The sequence below is a fragment of the Symbiopectobacterium purcellii genome, assembly GCF_052050035.1.
GTDB lineage: Bacteria > Pseudomonadota > Gammaproteobacteria > Enterobacterales > Enterobacteriaceae > Symbiopectobacterium > Symbiopectobacterium purcellii_A.
Window position 1 is genome coordinate 5,039,361 of the sequence record NZ_CP189882.1, and the last position, 14,988, is coordinate 5,054,348.

23 protein-coding genes and 5 pseudogenes are annotated in these 14,988 nt (G+C 50.6%); 2 read left to right on the top strand and 26 right to left on the bottom strand.

Annotated elements, in window-relative coordinates; genetic code table 11:
- Positions 1–83: 83 nt before the first annotated feature.
- Positions 84–317, top strand: a pseudogene (locus ACQGXV_RS34165) (IS1 family transposase); the annotation flags it as partial.
- Positions 318–390: 73 nt separating this feature from the next.
- On the opposite strand, the gene ACQGXV_RS34170 reads toward ACQGXV_RS34165, so the two are convergent.
- The 14 genes and pseudogenes from ACQGXV_RS34170 to ACQGXV_RS34235 all read right to left on the bottom strand — a co-directional run.
- Positions 391–924, bottom strand: coding sequence for an IS630 family transposase (locus ACQGXV_RS34170; protein ID WP_440867795.1), 534 nt, complete (start codon positions 922–924; stop codon positions 391–393).
- Positions 848–1,114 (bottom strand): IS630 transposase-related protein, encoded by a 267-nt coding sequence (locus ACQGXV_RS34175; RefSeq protein WP_440864154.1) that lies wholly within the window; start codon positions 1,112–1,114, stop codon positions 848–850. Before ACQGXV_RS34175 ends, ACQGXV_RS34170 begins: the two co-directional genes overlap by 77 nt.
- A 129-nt stretch (positions 1,115–1,243) precedes the next feature.
- Positions 1,244–3,220, bottom strand: a complete 1,977-nt coding sequence (locus ACQGXV_RS34180; RefSeq protein WP_440864484.1) for a hypothetical protein — start codon at positions 3,218–3,220, stop codon at positions 1,244–1,246.
- Positions 3,221–3,222: 2 nt separating this feature from the next.
- Positions 3,223–3,786 carry a hypothetical protein gene (locus tag ACQGXV_RS34185; RefSeq protein ID WP_440864485.1) on the bottom strand — a complete coding sequence of 188 codons (564 nt, stop codon included), beginning with the start codon at positions 3,784–3,786 and terminating at the stop codon, positions 3,223–3,225.
- Positions 3,787–3,842: 56 nt separating this feature from the next.
- Positions 3,843–4,748 (bottom strand): phage capsid protein, encoded by a 906-nt coding sequence (locus tag ACQGXV_RS34190; protein ID WP_440864486.1) that lies wholly within the window; start codon positions 4,746–4,748, stop codon positions 3,843–3,845.
- Between the two features lie 405 nt (positions 4,749–5,153).
- Positions 5,154–5,948 (bottom strand): hypothetical protein, encoded by a 795-nt coding sequence (locus ACQGXV_RS34195; protein ID WP_440864487.1) that lies wholly within the window; start codon positions 5,946–5,948, stop codon positions 5,154–5,156.
- 23 nt (positions 5,949–5,971) lie between these two features.
- On the bottom strand, positions 5,972–6,205 hold the full coding sequence (locus ACQGXV_RS34200) for a Bbp19 family protein (RefSeq protein WP_195315455.1): 234 nt from the start codon (positions 6,203–6,205) through the stop codon (positions 5,972–5,974).
- The gene (locus ACQGXV_RS34205) at positions 6,202–7,833 is read right to left on the bottom strand and encodes a portal protein (protein WP_440864488.1); all 1,632 of its coding nucleotides are present in this window, start codon (positions 7,831–7,833) and stop codon (positions 6,202–6,204) included. Before ACQGXV_RS34205 ends, ACQGXV_RS34200 begins: the two co-directional genes overlap by 4 nt.
- Before the next feature lies 1 nt (position 7,834).
- Positions 7,835–8,053: a hypothetical protein gene (locus ACQGXV_RS34210; protein WP_440864489.1), complete on the bottom strand. Its 219-nt coding sequence runs from the start codon at positions 8,051–8,053 to the stop codon at positions 7,835–7,837.
- Positions 8,054–8,064: 11 nt separating this feature from the next.
- Complete coding sequence (locus tag ACQGXV_RS34215) at positions 8,065–8,508, bottom strand: hypothetical protein (RefSeq protein WP_440864490.1); 444 nt, start codon at positions 8,506–8,508, stop codon at positions 8,065–8,067.
- Between the two features lie 70 nt (positions 8,509–8,578).
- A complete protein-coding gene (locus tag ACQGXV_RS34220) occupies positions 8,579–8,854 on the bottom strand; it encodes a hypothetical protein (RefSeq protein WP_440864491.1) in 276 nt (91 codons plus the stop codon).
- Entirely contained in the window at positions 8,815–9,348 is a 534-nt protein-coding gene (locus ACQGXV_RS34225) for an IS630 family transposase (protein WP_440862665.1), read from the bottom strand. The genes ACQGXV_RS34220 and ACQGXV_RS34225 overlap by 40 nt, the downstream gene beginning before the upstream one ends.
- Positions 9,272–9,637, bottom strand: a complete 366-nt coding sequence (locus ACQGXV_RS34230; RefSeq protein WP_440862584.1) for an IS630 transposase-related protein — start codon at positions 9,635–9,637, stop codon at positions 9,272–9,274. The genes ACQGXV_RS34225 and ACQGXV_RS34230 overlap by 77 nt, the downstream gene beginning before the upstream one ends.
- A 255-nt stretch (positions 9,638–9,892) precedes the next feature.
- Positions 9,893–10,015 (bottom strand): annotated as a pseudogene (locus ACQGXV_RS34235) (nuclease domain-containing protein); the annotation flags it as partial.
- A gap of 87 nt (positions 10,016–10,102) precedes the next feature.
- Between ACQGXV_RS34235 and ACQGXV_RS34240 the strand changes: the two are divergent.
- Positions 10,103–10,324 (top strand): annotated as a pseudogene (locus ACQGXV_RS34240) (DDE-type integrase/transposase/recombinase); the annotation flags it as partial.
- Positions 10,325–10,356: 32 nt separating this feature from the next.
- Here ACQGXV_RS34240 and ACQGXV_RS34245 read toward each other — a convergent pair.
- The 12 genes and pseudogenes from ACQGXV_RS34245 to ACQGXV_RS34300 form a co-directional block, all read right to left on the bottom strand.
- Positions 10,357–10,875: pseudogene (locus ACQGXV_RS34245) on the bottom strand (IS3 family transposase); the annotation flags it as partial.
- Positions 10,865–11,011, bottom strand: a complete 147-nt coding sequence (locus ACQGXV_RS34250) for a hypothetical protein (protein WP_440864492.1) — start codon at positions 11,009–11,011, stop codon at positions 10,865–10,867. The pseudogene ACQGXV_RS34245 and the gene ACQGXV_RS34250, both read right to left, overlap by 11 nt.
- Positions 10,992–11,561 carry an IS630 family transposase gene (locus tag ACQGXV_RS34255; protein WP_440867796.1) on the bottom strand — a complete coding sequence of 190 codons (570 nt, stop codon included), beginning with the start codon at positions 11,559–11,561 and terminating at the stop codon, positions 10,992–10,994. Before ACQGXV_RS34255 ends, ACQGXV_RS34250 begins: the two co-directional genes overlap by 20 nt.
- Positions 11,485–11,850 (bottom strand): IS630 transposase-related protein, encoded by a 366-nt coding sequence (locus tag ACQGXV_RS34260; RefSeq protein WP_440862584.1) that lies wholly within the window; start codon positions 11,848–11,850, stop codon positions 11,485–11,487. The genes ACQGXV_RS34255 and ACQGXV_RS34260 overlap by 77 nt, the downstream gene beginning before the upstream one ends.
- 35 nt (positions 11,851–11,885) lie before the next feature.
- Positions 11,886–12,014, bottom strand: a pseudogene (locus ACQGXV_RS34265) (nuclease domain-containing protein); the annotation flags it as partial.
- On the bottom strand, positions 12,011–12,604 hold the full coding sequence (locus tag ACQGXV_RS34270; RefSeq protein WP_440864493.1) for a DUF1367 family protein: 594 nt from the start codon (positions 12,602–12,604) through the stop codon (positions 12,011–12,013). The gene ACQGXV_RS34270 and the pseudogene ACQGXV_RS34265, both read right to left, overlap by 4 nt.
- 54 nt (positions 12,605–12,658) lie before the next feature.
- On the bottom strand, positions 12,659–12,799 hold the full coding sequence (locus ACQGXV_RS34275) for a hypothetical protein (RefSeq protein ID WP_440864494.1): 141 nt from the start codon (positions 12,797–12,799) through the stop codon (positions 12,659–12,661).
- A 127-nt stretch (positions 12,800–12,926) separates the two neighbouring features.
- Positions 12,927–13,274: a hypothetical protein gene (locus tag ACQGXV_RS34280; protein WP_440864496.1), complete on the bottom strand. Its 348-nt coding sequence runs from the start codon at positions 13,272–13,274 to the stop codon at positions 12,927–12,929.
- The gene (locus ACQGXV_RS34285) at positions 13,267–13,458 is read right to left on the bottom strand and encodes a hypothetical protein (protein WP_440864497.1); all 192 of its coding nucleotides are present in this window, start codon (positions 13,456–13,458) and stop codon (positions 13,267–13,269) included. The genes ACQGXV_RS34280 and ACQGXV_RS34285 overlap by 8 nt, the downstream gene beginning before the upstream one ends.
- 87 nt (positions 13,459–13,545) lie before the next feature.
- Positions 13,546–14,217, bottom strand: a complete 672-nt coding sequence (locus ACQGXV_RS34290) for a hypothetical protein (RefSeq protein WP_440864498.1) — start codon at positions 14,215–14,217, stop codon at positions 13,546–13,548.
- Positions 14,214–14,390, bottom strand: a complete 177-nt coding sequence (locus ACQGXV_RS34295; protein ID WP_440864499.1) for a hypothetical protein — start codon at positions 14,388–14,390, stop codon at positions 14,214–14,216. Before ACQGXV_RS34295 ends, ACQGXV_RS34290 begins: the two co-directional genes overlap by 4 nt.
- Positions 14,391–14,562: 172 nt before the next feature.
- Entirely contained in the window at positions 14,563–14,949 is a 387-nt protein-coding gene (locus tag ACQGXV_RS34300; RefSeq protein WP_440864500.1) for a hypothetical protein, read from the bottom strand.
- Between the last annotated feature and the right edge of the window lie 39 nt (positions 14,950–14,988).

The following is a 14,988-nucleotide window of genomic DNA, read 5'->3' on the forward strand; positions in this document are numbered from 1 at the left end:
CTATTCTTGTTATCCCCGAAGGCTGATACCTCTAATTGGTTGAATCTAAAGTATAATACTGGCTTTTGATTTGAGGTTCTTTCATTGCCAGTGTTAACGTTGGTTGTCCCCGTTGTCAGTCTGCTCATGTTTACCGCCATGGTCAGAATCCTAAAGGCCATGGCAGATTTCGCTGCCATGACTGCCACCGCGTTTTTCAGCTCACTTACGCTTATAAAACCCGGAAATCGGGCATTAAAGCGCAGATCACTGAAATGGCTTGTAACGGCTCCGGGGTTCGCGACACAGCAAGAGTGCTGAAAGTTGGCATAAATACCGGCTTTGTTGGATAAATCGAACTTTTAGGAGATTGGCGGATCTGATCACTATAGCCAAGCGACTTAATTTTGATTACACCATATGGACTGAGAACAAACTCTCTGTATCGCAACCCATCTCTCTTTTTTTGCTTTTTGCTTGTGCCCATTTATGCTCAATTGGGTTAAGATCTGGCGAATATGTAGGCAAATACTCCACCATATACCCTGCATCGATGATGACTTGTTGAATATTATGTTTTTTGTGAAAAGTGGCATTGTCCATCATGATTACACTGTTTTTAGGGAGTACTGGGATAAGGACTTGTGTGACCCAGGCATAGAAAACATCGCTGTTAATATTGATATCAAATAATCCGATAGCAAACAGCGTTGTGCCTAATAAAGCGCCGATAACATTTGTTCTTCCCCCAGCTCCCCAGTTCTTCAGGCCAAAACACCGTTGACCTTTTGGGGAATAGCCGTGAGTCCGTGGGGCATCGTGTGAAAAACCACTTTCATCAATAAAAACAATAGGTTTACCTTCTTTTTCATACTGTTGTTTTTTTTGTTGAAATCCCTGCCGGGCGTTTTCGTCGGCTTTCGGATGACGTAGAGTTTTTTTTATAGGTCAATCCCAGCTTTTTAAGCGCTTGCCAAATGGCCTTCTGACAAACGCCAAAACGCTCTGCACGTTCTTTTTGGTAAGCATCTGGATATTGTTCAACATCTTTTATCAACTCGGATTTATCGATCTTTCGCTGACGCGTGGTCGATGCTTTTGACTCTATTTGATTAATCCAACGCGATATAGCCAACCGACTTAAAAATGATTACATCCTATGCCCTGATATGCGGCAAAGAATCATAGCTGGCTGTTATCAAAATAATGTCGTTTGGCTATACCAGCGCCGGAATATCCTCTTTTATTGCAGGTCGAATCATGGTTAGCCCCCGTTACTGGTGAAAGTGGTCATCACAGCCAGCAGATGGAACGGCAGCGGCTGTAATTGCTGAATGAGTAATGTGTCTTCGCCTTTTTCCCAGCCGAGTTTTCCCCACGAGTGATCGCCGGTAAAAAGCGGTGCGGGTTGGTTGAGAATTTTCGGGCCAAAGCGACGGAAAGGGATGGTTTGCCCGTTGCAGGTTGCGCCAGTGGTGTCGAGAAAACGCATGGTGACTTCACTGGTGCGCTTGCGGGCGTTCTGTACGGTGCCCTCGCTGGTGGAAACTTCCTGCGTCAGCGTTTCTATGGTGGTGTTGAAATGCAGCCCGATGGAGACGCTTTTCGCGGTGCGGGTCAACGTAACAGAGCCATCGGTTACTACCTGTGCGGGCATGACGTTACCGTCTGCGACGATATCAACGGTTTTCCCTTCGAGGTGGTTTAACCCGCCCCACTCTTTTGCACCGGCTTCACGGGTACCGGTGACTGCCGCATCACTGTGCAACTCATCCACCAGCAATTCAACGTAGCGCACCGTTTGGCCTTTAATTTCACGCTTGACGATGGCATAGACCGCATCGCCTGAATCGGTGGGGATAGAAGATACCGACTCAAAGGCACCCTCGGTGACATGCCGCGACCAAGCGATCACATCCTGCGAACGGTCGAGCACCATAGAACACATAGTGCCGTCGGCACGGATCAGCCAGGCGATAGAATCCGGCTGCTGCTGGTAGGCCATTTCCACAATGCCCGATTCGGTGATGTGCTCAGACAGCACAGACAGGTCATTAGCGGAATAGGCGACGTAGCTGTCAGGGTCATAAGCGACCGCAAACAGTTTGCGGCCTGCGCGCTGGATAAAAAGAATTTCGGTACCAACGCGCACCGGGCGAATATTATTGCAGCCGTAGGGGCTGGGGTTTTTTACGGATATATTGGTCAGTGTGATTGCCGCATCCGAGCCGCCGGTTAACGTAAACTCGCCACCGTAGGTCAGCGCAATAAGCGTATTCATCTGCGTCAGATGCACAATCGGGTTTAGCTGGTCAGAAGAAACCGTAAACGACATGGCATCGTCGTCGTCGTCACCCAGCTCGAAAGACAAGTAAGCGCCGGTTTCACTGAACCACACGGTTTGCGGGTACGACGGAGAACCGGCCAGTACCAGCCGTTGCTGGTAGAACGTCACGGCACCCGGATAGCCCAAATCCTTCGACCACACGCTATCCTCGCGCGTCCATGCCCCCGGTGATGCGGATTGTGTTGCGGACAGGTCAGCACGGATAACACCGGTGGCCACCTGCGCACTGGTTATCGATTGGATGAGCACCAGACCGCTATTGATACGCACATACGACCCGACATCCGCCGCCACCCAGCCACTGCCGCTAAAGGACGTGGCGATTTCGGTATCGTATAGCGTGAGCGTGACCGACGCACCGACATACTCTTTCACTGACGGCTTACACCACTTTTCCGGTGTATCGCGGATTTCATCAAACGGCATCACCACAAACGGTGCCGCCGCCAGTGCCCAGTTTGTTTGCCCTTGCCGCTGCAGGCGTTGGGGCGGTACGCTCTGGTGAACCAAAAACATCGTGTCGGCGCTCTGCACAAATTTCACTTCGGGCAGCATGCTTTCAGTGAACGGGCTTGCGATTTCATAAGGGGTTAAATCATCATTAACCACCTGCGCACCGTTCTGGAAAAAGCGCACGTAGCCGTCGCCAAATTCCAGTTCGTACGCCTGAGAGCGGTTAAACACGAAAGGGATCAGGCGGGATTTTTTATCGGCGTATTTCGTGGCCGCAACAAAACGTGTACCGGGGCGACGCTTAACGCCACCGTGAACCACACATACCGCGTTCTCTACCTGTTTTGCGCCATTGGCATAACGCGCGATATCCACGCGCCCCATTAAACGCGGAGAAATCTCGCCAGCGGTAAAATTGGTTTTTATCAGATTGGCACGCATGGTTAAAACCTCGACGTCAGCAAAGGATAACCGCCAAGCTCTTCTGGCGGGTCTTCCTGTCCGTCAATGGCCTTGGCCTGACGCAGCAGGTAGGCGGCTTCCTGCGTAAGCGCATCGCGCAGGCTGGCGGATGCCGTTACCGCATAGGCTATCTTTGCCGCCATAAACGCTTCGGCCAGCGCCACCAGCGCCGGATCCCACGTTGATTCATCGTCGTTGTGGAAGAGGTAACACAGTTTCAGCGCGTTGACGTTGGCAAGAATTTTCCGCCCTTCCAGTCGGTACTGGATATCGTCTGACTCATCACCCACGGACAGCACGCGCAGTAAGTCACCCGGCAGTGGGAACTGATACGCAAAACCAAAAACAGGCGCGCTACTGGAAGGGGAAAGCACCACGCGCTTAACGGCGCAGTTCCACGGATGTTTACGCAATAAATCTTCGCGTACGGTGGGATAAACGTTGGAGCACAGGCGTGCGCTGTCAGAGTCCTCTTTAAAATCATTAATGGGATTCTCACCGAGGATAAGCAGCGCGTTGGAACAGATAGAAACACTGGAAGCCATAGCGGTACCTTTAACAAAAAGGCCGGGGTTTTACCCCCGGCAATACCAGCGCGGCATTACGCTACAAAATCAATCGCAACAACTTTCTTCTCGTTGGCGCGGCCTGCACCGTAAGAAGCATCTACGGAAATCTGGATAGTGTTGTTTTTGTCACGACGTGGGCCGATATCGACGTTATATTCAGCACCGGTACCGAAATGCACGGCAGACTTAGCCCAGGCCACCGTGGTTTTAGTGGTCACGCTTTCCGCCGTTACCGAATCCAGCGCTTCATAAGCGATCCACTGGAAGCCAAGCCAGTTACCCGATACAGCACCTTCTTGCAGCATTTTTACCGCCATATAGTCGGCGCTGGTCAATGTGGTGTCGCCCAGGATTTGCGTCAGCATGTCAGCGTTGTAGGCGATAAAAAGCTGTTCGCCGTTCTGCTCGTCGCACTCGTTGCGGCGAAACATCGCTTTAGCGGCAATCAGTTTTGCTTTGGTTGCCCCGGTACCACCCGCCACAATCTTTTGAGACGCAGGAAGAACAACGTTGGTGTAAGCGCCGTTGTTTTCCGTCTTGCGCGGTACCGCATCCAGCAATGCACGGTAGATCACCGTATCCTTGCGGCGTTTGGCAGCGGCCAGCGTCAATTGCAGATACGGCCCCTGAGGGTCAGCGATCAGCTTGCGTAAGTCGCGTTTTTCAACGGGAACGAATACGCCGTAATCTGCCATCAGCGTATTACGGGTACCGGCTTCCGGCACATCCCATACCGTGTCACCGAAACGCGTAGTAATGGCGTTCATTTCGATGGTACCCATGTCGTTGATGGTGAACGACGCACCGGTGATCTGTCCGCGATCGTTCACTGCCGCCTGAAAGCGGGAATCTTTCTGCTGTGAGGCGATTTCAAAAGAATCATGAAACTGCGTCACAAAGGCGGCGGTGATCATAGTTTTATTGGCATCAAAAGGCATAATGCGCACTCCAATTCTGTTTCGCCTGCGGGGTGTCGGTTTCCCGGCCCAATACACCGACTGCTTGGCGCTTACAGACGGCGGGAAATCAGGTATCCGGCTACCACGCCGGGCTGGTGGAGTGATTTTGCAGAAGGTGTGCGTTCGGTTTCCCGACCAAAGGCTTTGTTGAATAATTTAACCGTTTGATTTACATCTTCTTTAGGTAGAATGCATGTACAGAGACTGTATTTTGTTAGAACGACAAATCAAGTAGTTAGCACAATAAAAAGCATTACGGCTGGAAAACTTAGTTGTTGAAGTGTTATAATAATTATGTAAATCAGCATGTTAAATTATTCAACAAAGCCCCGACCAAATGAAAAAGCCAGCGGTTAGGCTGGCTTGTTGTGACATGTCACAGCATTACGCTACAGGCGCATTACCATAGGTTTTCGCGTAATACGTCCTGACTCGCGCTGATACGCTTTCGTGATCGGCGTGTTTCGGGTTCATGTACGCCTCAGACTTCATCAGATCACGAATGCTCTGCTGCTCTTCCAGATTGATATCGCTGCCAGCCGGGAAGTCTTCCTGCATTTCTCCGCCGATTTTTGCCAGCATGCGAATAACCATCGGGTTGTTGCCGATTTCGTCAATGCGTTCTTTGTCGGCTTCATCAGCCAGCGAATTAAACGCCCGGTATGCCAGCCCGATGTTTTTGTTAAACTCCGCGTCGGTTTTCCATACTTCACGTAGTGCAGTGCCGGCCGCTTCCTGATCCAGTTGTGCAGCACCGCCCACCAGTTCCGGCGCACGCTGCATATACTCACCGAGCACAAAACTTAACTGGTCATTGGTCAGCCCCTTGGCGTGGGCCGATTTTAAAAAGCCCTGCATTTTCGGGTCGGCCTTGAACTCGTCCCAATTGAAGCCCTCGGCGTCTACCTTAGGTGCATACTCATCAGCCGTTTTTGGCGGCGCGTCCCCGCTGCCAAGGCGCTTTTCCAAATGCGTATGCGCATCCGCCAGTTTGCGGGCAGAGCTTTCAATATTGAGGGTGCCGTCTTCGCCCATAACGCGGTATTTTTCCGGTAGCCAATCTGTCGCGCCCGGTTGCTGCGCTGCGCCAGTATTGAGCAAAGAGCCGCCACCTTCGCCACCAGAATTACCACCGCCGCCATTACCACCATCGCCCCCCCCCTGAGCCTTCGCCTTCACCAGCCTGATTCATGAACGGGAATTTAAGCTTCCACATCGTCGTTTACTCCGTCTGCTTCGTTAAGCCTGCGTAAAATGAAATCGAGCACATCACGTTGCCCGGCGTTAAAACATGTCTGGCGATCCCCTTCTGGGCCACCCTTGACGTACACGGCACCACCGAAACGCCGCGTTAACTCTTCCAGCACCTGCGGGCCGCCCGGTGTTTCTTCAAATAGGCGTTTGTAGTCCTCGGGGCGAACGGGCTTGTTGATCATCGTGCGCCCCCTGCCATCTGCTGAATCAATGCGGTACCGGCTTCCTTACCTGCCGAGGTTGCCGCCTCTTGACCTGCCTGCATCAGCATTTGCTGTTGTGCTGCCTGCTGTTGTGCCTGCCTGCGCTGGTCACGTAAACGGGCCACATCGTTAGCGCTGCGAATAACTTTCGCGGGAACGCCCAGCGCTTCGGACACCACGCGAGCCGCTGAATCGGTATCCAGTAAGTCGGTAACTTCGGGATCAATCTGTGCAAGTTGCGCGATATTGGCCCCAGCGCGTTCAATGGCGGTCACGTCCTCCAGCTTCTGCGCACGCGCCAACGGGGAAATGTAGCGGACGTTGAAATTAGCGGAGTCCATACCCTCAGGTGCGGCGGGGAAAATGCCTGCGCGGTACGCAATGCCGAAACAGCGCTGAACCAGTATTTGCAGGTATTCAGCCTGGAAGCGTCCGTACACCGGGCCGAGTAATTGGCGGATGAGCGCGACACGCACATGCACTTCGGTGGCGGTCATGGCTGGGCCGTCTTGCGGCTGTAGCTGATCGGCCATCAAAATCTTGCGGATTTGCGCGCGTAATTTTTCTTCTGAGGTGAAAGCGACGTTGAAATCCGCGCCCGTCAGCAACGGTTTCATGCTCTCCACGCTGTTAGCTACGATAATGCGGCGTGGCCCCACCTTGACGGTGCGCGGGTTTAATACGCCGTCATCTTCCGCGATCCACATACCGGAAATCGCCAGGTCAGCGGCGGCTTTTTCCATGCGCTTAATTTCGTTTAGCTCTTTGCAGTCAGGCAGCGCGTCATAAACGGGGCCGACGCCGTAAGCACTGGCGGGGATCTTCATCCAGCGCGGAACGGCAACGGGGAATTCGTGATAGCCAGACTCGCGGGCGGTGCTTTTGCCCTGCACTTCGATGTGATACGACGCAAAGCGCATATTTTTAGCCAGGCGGGCGTTTACCACATAGGTATCGCGCGGAAAAATCGCGTGAATAAAATCAAATTTCGCGTCAGGTTTTTTCTTTGCCTCGTCGCGGATTTTCTCGCTCACGTTTTTGTCGCCAAATTCTTTTACCGCCTGCTCTGCGGTTAACGGGTAACAGCGATAAACGGTGTCAACAATACCATCACGGCGAGACGATGAGACGTAGCACTGCGATAGCGGCCACTGCTGGAAGGTAAAACCGCCCTGCTCTTTGTCCTCATCGATGTAAAGTGCGAACCAGCCAGCAATAACCACATCCAAGCAGGCTTCGTAGGCTTCCGCGTCAAAATTGGCCGCGTGAATGTTTTCCCATATCAGCGTTGCGCAGGTAGAGAGCCACGTTTTTTGCTCGTCGGTGAGGCTTTCGCTGTTTAAGTCCATCCACTGCGCGTTAGCGGGCGTCATGCCGGACATAAGCGCCGAGGCAAGAATGCGCGTGCTGTCCGTCGCGGTACCGTCCAGTAACTGCGCCACCTTGGATTTAGCGCTGTTGGCGTCCAGAACATCGGAAGAAAAGCCAGCCCCGCGCAACGGGTAGGTGAAATCAAAGCACTCGCGCCAGGTTGGTTCCTTTGACTGGCGTAACGCTTTCAGTGAATCCGCACGACGAATAATTTTGCTGGCTGTTTCGTTGACCACGTTACGCCCCTAAGTTGGTTTTACCGCTGGCACCAGACGCAAGCAGTGACGTGCCGGAATCCGTTGCCCCTTCTGAACCCGTGGCAAGCAGGGATGAGCCCTTTTTACGTTTACGGCGTGCGGCTGGATCCGCGTTTGCTGCCTTGGCGGCGGCGTTTGCTGCTTTGGCGGCTTCCGCTTCTGGGTCGGATTGCACAATGTTGGGTGCACCTCCACACATGACGATTCTCCTTAGCGGGGGACGTGCCAGCCCTTGTCAGTCAATACGGGGGCTTTATGCTGCTTGCGCTGCCCGTCCTCGTTAATGACTGCGGTACGGGTGGTTTGCGTGGTGGCCTGTTTAACCAGGTCGATAAAATCAAGGTTATTCGTCAGCGGCTGATCCGTGAGGTCGGTAAAACCGAGCGTTTCGAATTTAGTGATGATTTGAAAGGCGGCGGCGTTCAGCCCGGAAAGCGCAGCGTTGCGGGCTTGCAGGGCATCACCTTCAACATTCTCGCCCTGCTGCCCGTCCGTTACTGTCGTTTCAGCGATAACCGCTGCGCCAGCGCTGGCGGCATTCAGTTGTTCATGGGTGTTAGCGACGGAATTTAGTAACAGCGCATCGCCAGCGGCCTCCGTGGTGGTTTCGGCGCTCTGTCCTGGTACTTCGATTTGTTTCTTTGGTCGGCCCATCGGGATTACCTCCGTAATGATGAGTCGCTATTGTTGTTTCTCTGTGCGTTCGGATTCCCGACCAAATAATTCATCCAGCGCGGCTACGAAAAATAAATTGCTGGCGATAAACAATCATCGGCAGTCGGTCACGGCCCCGACTTGTGATCCGGCACCAGAATGCAACCAGGCTTTCGCCATCGCCGTGTTTTGGCTCTGCGCCGCTTTTCCAACCGTGCACCGTGGATTTTGATACGCCCACTTCACTGGCGAGTTCATACAGCGTTACGCCGGTTCTGGTGATATAGCCAAGCGACTTAATTTTGATTACACCATATGGACTGAGAACAAACTCTCTGTATCGCAACCCATCTCTCTTTTTTTGCTTTTTGCTTGTGCCCATTTATGCTCAATTGGGTTAAGATCTGGCGAATATGTAGGCAAATACTCCACCATATACCCTGCATCGATGATGACTTGTTGAATATTATGTTTTTTGTGAAAAGTGGCATTGTCCATCATGATTACACTGTTTTTAGGGAGTACTGGGATAAGGACTTGTGTGACCCAGGCATAGAAAACATCGCTGTTAATATTGATATCAAATAATCCGATAGCAAACAGCGTTGTGCCTAATAAAGCGCCGATAACATTTGTTCTTCCCCTAGCTCCCCAGTTCTTCAGGCCAAAACACCGTTGACCTTTTGGGGAATAGCCGTGAGTCCGTGGGGCATCGTGTGAAAAACCACTTTCATCAATAAAAACAATAGGTTTACCTTCTTTTTCATACTGTTGTTTTTTTTGTTGAAATCCCTGCCGGGCGTTTTCGTCGGCTTTCGGATGACGTAGAGTTTTTTTTATAGGTCAATCCCAGCTTTTTAAGCGCTTGCCAAATGGCCTTCTGACAAACGCCAAAACGCTCTGCACGTTCTTTTTGGTAAGCATCTGGATATTGTTCAACATCTTTTATCAACTCGGATTTATCGATCTTTCGCTGACGCGTGGTCGATGCTTTTGACTCTATTTGATTAATCCAACGCGATACAGAGGCAGGGCCAATCCGAAATTGCTTCGCTGTTTCTCGGATACTCAACCCTTCGTTTTTCCGTGTAGATATCACTTTACGTCTAAAATCAATTGAATAGCTCATTTAAATAATGTAATCAAAATTAAGTCGTTTAGCTATATCGGTGATCACCCTAAACCAATCGACACGGAAGGTGGCAACGAGCGGCATTTTTGGCCCCCTAAACGCGCGCGTGCGCGAGGGTGAAGAGAGGAGAAACAGCAATCCCGGATTTCGAAAAACGCGGAAAACAGAATATTGTTCTTTTCACTCGCGGAGCGCCCCGGCATTTTTCAGCATTAAATTCTTTCTCTGTGCACGGGATAAAATTCTGGTTCATTAAAATTTCCCCTCTTCGATTAGTACCGCTTGTGTTCTCATTACCCCTTCAGCGTGATAAAGCCGTGCTGTATCCGAATCAATGTGACGTGTACGGCGGTCTACTTCGTCATGGCATGCACTATAGCCAACCGACTTAAAAATGATTACATCCTATGCCCTGATATGCGGCAAAGAAGCATAGTTGGCTGTTATCAAAATAATGTCGCTTGGCTATATCTGGCGGCTATTATGGATTTGTACTCCCGACAGATAGTGGGCTGGCAGGTGGACAGACGGATGACCTCATCGCTGGTCTGCGGGGCCCTGATGAAGGCATATAACCTGCGAACTCGCCCGCCGGGCCTGGTGGTGCATACGGACAGGGGGACGCAGTACACGGGACAACGCTTTCAGGCGCTGCTGAGCAGCTACAGGCTGAGGAGCAGTATGTGTAGTGGCATACTGAGCAGTATGTGTAGTGGTCAACTAAATTTGGCCACCCTACCTGACTGTTGATGGAACAGCCGTTCTGATTCATTTGGTGTTAACCCACCGTTATACCAGTGAGGTCTGACATCGCTATAATAATGGGTTATGTAGCGAATAATGGATGATTGAGCAGTACTAAAGCTTTGGTAGCCAGTCGTTGGCACCCATTCAGTCTTCAGACTACGGAAGAATCGCTCCATCGGACTATTATCCCAACAATTTCCTCTGCGACTCATACTTTGGGTCATCTGATAACGCCACAATGCCTGCCTATACTGACGACTGGTGTAATGGCTTCCTTGGTCACTATGAAACATGACTTGTTTGGGATGCCCACGCAGTTCCCAATCCATTTGTAGTGCTTTGGCTGTTAATTCTGAATCTGGCGAAAACGACATTGCCCAACCCACGGGTTTTCGGGCAAATAAATCTAATACCACCGCCAGATACGCCCATCGGTCGCCTGTCCAAATATAGGTTACATCGCCGCACCAAACCTGGTCAGGCTTGGTATAGCCAAGCGACATTATTTTGATAACAGCCAGCTATGCTTCTTTGCCGCATATCAGGGCATAGGATGTAATCATTTTTAAGTCGGTTGGCTATACATCCCCATGCGGCTTGTAGGTCATCGGGTTTTATAGCCAAGCGACTTAATTTTGATTACACCATATGGACTGAGAACAAACTCTCTGTATCGCAACCCATCTCTCTTTTTTTTGCTTTTTGCTTGTGCCCATTTATGCTCAATTGGGTTAAGATCTGGCGAATAGGTAGGCAAATACTCCACCATATACCCTGCATCGATGATGACTTGTTGAATATTATGTTTTTTGTGAAAAGTGGCATTGTCCATCATGATTACACTGTTTTTAGGGAGTACTGGGATAAGGACTTGTGTGACCCAGGCATAGAAAACATCGCTGTTAATATTGATATCAAATAATCCGATAGCAAACAGCGTTGTGCCTAATAAAGCGCCGATAACATTTGTTCTTCCCCTAGCTCCCCAGTTCTTCAGGCCAAAGCACCGTTGACCTTTTGGGGAATAGCCGTGAGTCCGTGGGGCATCGTGTGAAAAACCACTTTCATCAATAAAAACAATAGGTTTACCTTCTTTTTCATACTGTTGTTTTTTTTGTTGAAATCCCTGCCGGGCGTTTTCGTCGGCTTTCGGATGACGTAGAGTTTTTTTTATAGGTCAATCCCAGCTTTTTAAGCGCTTGCCAAATGGCCTTCTGACAAACGCCAAAACGCTCTGCACGTTCTTTTTGGTAAGCATCTGGATATTGTTCAACATCTTTTATCAACTCGGATTTATCGATCTTTCGCTGACGCGTGGTCGATGCTTTTGACTCTATTTGATTAATCCAACGCGATACAGAGGCAGGGCCAATCCGAAATTGCTTCGCTGTTTCTCGGATACTCAACCCTTCGTTTTTCCGTGTAGATATCACTTTACGTCTAAAATCAATTGAATAGCTCATTTAAATAATGTAATCAAAATTAAGTCGTTTAGCTATATCCCCATGCCACAGGTACCCGACATGCGGTAATGCGTTAGTACGGTGGTTTCTGGGTTGAAATTGCAGACACCAGGAATACGGATCTGACAGTCGCGGCCTCTGGCCTCTTTTTTGAAGTCCGTCATGCGGCAAACTCCATAAGCTGAGCGGCGGCGTTCTCTGCGGATTGCTGGGTAGGGAAGGTTTTTGACAGGATGAATGTCCAGAGAACATCCAGCGTGGCTTTGTACAGGGCGTGAAATTCGATTTCGTCCATTTTTGCGAACGATATCGAGCGAGGCTCTTTATGCAGGCTACCGTCTGGTAGCTCGTAAACCTCATAGAGGCCGGATTCGATAGTCACCCAGCGGCGGAATGCTTCGAATGATTTTACCGTGCTGATATTGGCGGCGCGTTTTTTGGCTACGCCATTCAGATATTCATCAGCGGCGGCCTGTAATGCATCTTCGCTTCCTGCAAAGTGAGCAAGAAAACGAACGTAGCCGCGTATCAGTTTTTTTTCTGTCGGGGATATGGCCCCGCCTGTCGGTTGCCAGTATTCGAAACCGAGATTAAGCAGTGAAAAAAACTTGCGGTGAAAAGCCGGGTTTCTGACCTGCCTGATATCGGCAGAGACAACGGCCCCGACCTTAATCCTCTGAATAAACTCTTTTGAATCCGGCGTGGCGGGTATCAGTATTCCACCAGCGGATTTTGTAAATGAATACTGCGCCATCGTTCCCCCTGATAGCGCAGTAATTTGGGTTGCCGGGTGTTCAATCCGGCACTGTTAATTATAGTGCTTTCCCCCTGGTTTTTCAATCCTGTAGCCTGCGGATTTTGCTATATCTATCAGCGCGTTAAGCGTTGCTATGTTCTCGTCTTCCGCAATCATGCGAACACTGACAACGCTTCCATGCTCTATACGCATTGCTACTCGGCAATTCTCAGGGAGGTTTTTAATTAGGTATTCAATATCAACCATTTAAACCCCATCACATTCGGATAATTAAACTCCTTATGATTATTACATCAAGGGCTGTATATAAAAACAGTATCTAGCTATTTGTTATGCGTAGTTTGATTTCATGCCATCCGTTTGTGTTCCAGCATCCAGAGTAACCCTGCATGCAACATTCTGTGACGGGCAATGACTCCCCGCACTTACCACAACGTTGCTTGCTGAGCGATTTAATCCGCTGGCGCGCTCTGGCGTCGTCCTGGCGGATCAGCAACTGGATATACTCGTCCATGTCGTAGGGCGCTTTACCGGGCCGCCGTAACGCGCAATTGCGGCGCAGCATGTCCAGCTCCTGAGTATCGAGGTTAAGTTCAAACTTTGACACGCCAGCCTCCCGCTGGCGCTCACGTTGGGCGGCTTTACGCTCTGCTGAAGACTTAGCCATGCTGGATCACCTTCAACACCCCCTCAATTAACACGGCAACGATAGAAGCTGCATTAAAGCAACCAAATATACCCCACACAGGCCTTTTCCACCGAGCTTCACAGTTTTTGAATTGTCCGTAACCAATTAACGAGTTCAAGGCAAGAACAGACATTTGCGCTATCATCGTTACCATTATCTCCATTGACACCTCCTTACGTCCCCGCCGTTCCTTAGTGCCTTTCCTGCTGGTTGTTGCTTAAACAATTGCGATGAACGAGAATCAATAAATTTATTCAGTATCATCGTCTTTCCTTTCAGATTGCTCTGGATAATGCTGGATAAATAACTCGGCCCTTAATCCCCTAACATCTTTATCTGAATTCCTCGTTTCGGGGGATATTTGGTCAGCATGACTATCTCTATTTCCTGCACTGACGGCGCGGCAAGATGATATTGCAGCTTTTGCCCGATCCCATGCCTCATGGTCGCGGTCTGATATGCGTATAACCTCTTCCATCGCCTGTAAAAGCTCATTCGAAAGCTGGCTTGCGACTGGTAGACCGAATGGGTGTCCATCCTCATCTAAAATCCACATCCCGGGAATACTCGGGTCAGCGGCGACTTTTTCGGCCTCAATCAACTGTGTGCGTAGCTGCTGGTTTTCCTCATGGTATTCTTTCGCCGTGCGGCGCAGCCGGTTAGCCAGGGCGGTGACTTCCTGTAAATCACTTTGCAATTTGCAAAATGCCGCAATGGTACCGGCCTGAACGGAATCACTGCCGGGGATTTTCAGCGCTTGCCGGATGCTGTCCAGCTCCAGCGATTTAATACTGTTGGCCTCCGCCAGCATTTCGACGCGGTTGGCGATACCGTTTAAAACGTCGCGTTCTTCCTGCGTTTTGGTCATGTGCGCAGCTTCACGTACGGCGGCGATCATTCCTGCTGTTGATATAGTGGTCATGTGGTCTTGCCTCTTGATTCTCTGTATTCACGCCAGTAATTCAGGCGCGCCCTGAAATGCTCCCGGTACTGCTCATCAACCGTTTCGATCTCACGCACGATATTGGTTCGCGGAATGCGGCATTCAGACAGCATGCGCACCAGGTAACAGGCGCGCAGGTCGAGCCATTCCATATCGCGGTATTCTTGGGGCCACTCGCCGCGGTTGTGAGGTAGACCGGGCGGAAGGTATAGCCAACCGACTTAAAAATGATTACAGCCGATGCCCTGATATATGGCAAAGAAGCATAGCTGGCTGTTATCAAAATAATGTCGCTTAGCTATAGTCCGACTGCCCGGCCATGGGTTACGCCTCAATGGGTTTTATCGTATCGAGGAGTAACCGGGCGCGCGTCGGGCCACCGGAACGGCTACCGGAATCCTTGTAATAACTTTCACCGGTACCAACTACCCAGGTTGTCGGCGTTTCGCGTAATTTAACGGTGCGCTGACCATCGGCACGAATAACCGTTCCGGTGTGGGTTTTGGCGTTGCGTGTGGTACCACGCTTGCGAGGGATTGGTGTTTTTTTGAATTTTGGCGGGATAACCTGAATCGGTGCCGGCGGCAACACGAACGGTGCGCGTGATGCTGCACGGGCATTCTGATTCATGCCCCAGATAATCAGCGCGGTATAGTCGCAGCCATCGTCAATAACGTTTTCTTTGTTCGGGAAAATGACTTCAGTATCCATGATTGGTCTTGCCTTTTTGTTGGTTAAGCGCTGGTCAGG

Excerpts from the sequence above, each read along its gene's own strand:
- ACQGXV_RS34180 (WP_440864484.1), bottom strand. The coding sequence starts at position 3,220 with ATGCGTGCCAATCTGATAAAAACCAATTTTACCGCTGGCGAGATTTCT.
- ACQGXV_RS34185 (WP_440864485.1), bottom strand. The coding sequence starts at position 3,786 with ATGGCTTCCAGTGTTTCTATCTGTTCCAACGCGCTGCTTATCCTCGGT.
- ACQGXV_RS34190 (WP_440864486.1), bottom strand. The coding sequence starts at position 4,748 with ATGCCTTTTGATGCCAATAAAACTATGATCACCGCCGCCTTTGTGACG.
- ACQGXV_RS34200 (WP_195315455.1), bottom strand. The coding sequence starts at position 6,205 with ATGATCAACAAGCCCGTTCGCCCCGAGGACTACAAACGCCTATTTGAA.
- ACQGXV_RS34210 (WP_440864489.1), bottom strand. The coding sequence starts at position 8,053 with ATGTGTGGAGGTGCACCCAACATTGTGCAATCCGACCCAGAAGCGGAA.
- ACQGXV_RS34215 (WP_440864490.1), bottom strand. The coding sequence starts at position 8,508 with ATGGGCCGACCAAAGAAACAAATCGAAGTACCAGGACAGAGCGCCGAA.
- ACQGXV_RS34230 (WP_440862584.1), bottom strand. The coding sequence starts at position 9,637 with ATGAGCTATTCAATTGATTTTAGACGTAAAGTGATATCTACACGGAAA.
- ACQGXV_RS34260 (WP_440862584.1), bottom strand. The coding sequence starts at position 11,850 with ATGAGCTATTCAATTGATTTTAGACGTAAAGTGATATCTACACGGAAA.
- ACQGXV_RS34270 (WP_440864493.1), bottom strand. The coding sequence starts at position 12,604 with ATGGCGCAGTATTCATTTACAAAATCCGCTGGTGGAATACTGATACCC.
- ACQGXV_RS34275 (WP_440864494.1), bottom strand. The coding sequence starts at position 12,799 with ATGCGTATAGAGCATGGAAGCGTTGTCAGTGTTCGCATGATTGCGGAA.
- ACQGXV_RS34280 (WP_440864496.1), bottom strand. The coding sequence starts at position 13,274 with ATGGCTAAGTCTTCAGCAGAGCGTAAAGCCGCCCAACGTGAGCGCCAG.
- ACQGXV_RS34285 (WP_440864497.1), bottom strand. The coding sequence starts at position 13,458 with ATGGAGATAATGGTAACGATGATAGCGCAAATGTCTGTTCTTGCCTTG.
- ACQGXV_RS34290 (WP_440864498.1), bottom strand. The coding sequence starts at position 14,217 with ATGACCACTATATCAACAGCAGGAATGATCGCCGCCGTACGTGAAGCT.
- ACQGXV_RS34295 (WP_440864499.1), bottom strand. The coding sequence starts at position 14,390 with ATGGAATGGCTCGACCTGCGCGCCTGTTACCTGGTGCGCATGCTGTCT.
- ACQGXV_RS34300 (WP_440864500.1), bottom strand. The coding sequence starts at position 14,949 with ATGGATACTGAAGTCATTTTCCCGAACAAAGAAAACGTTATTGACGAT.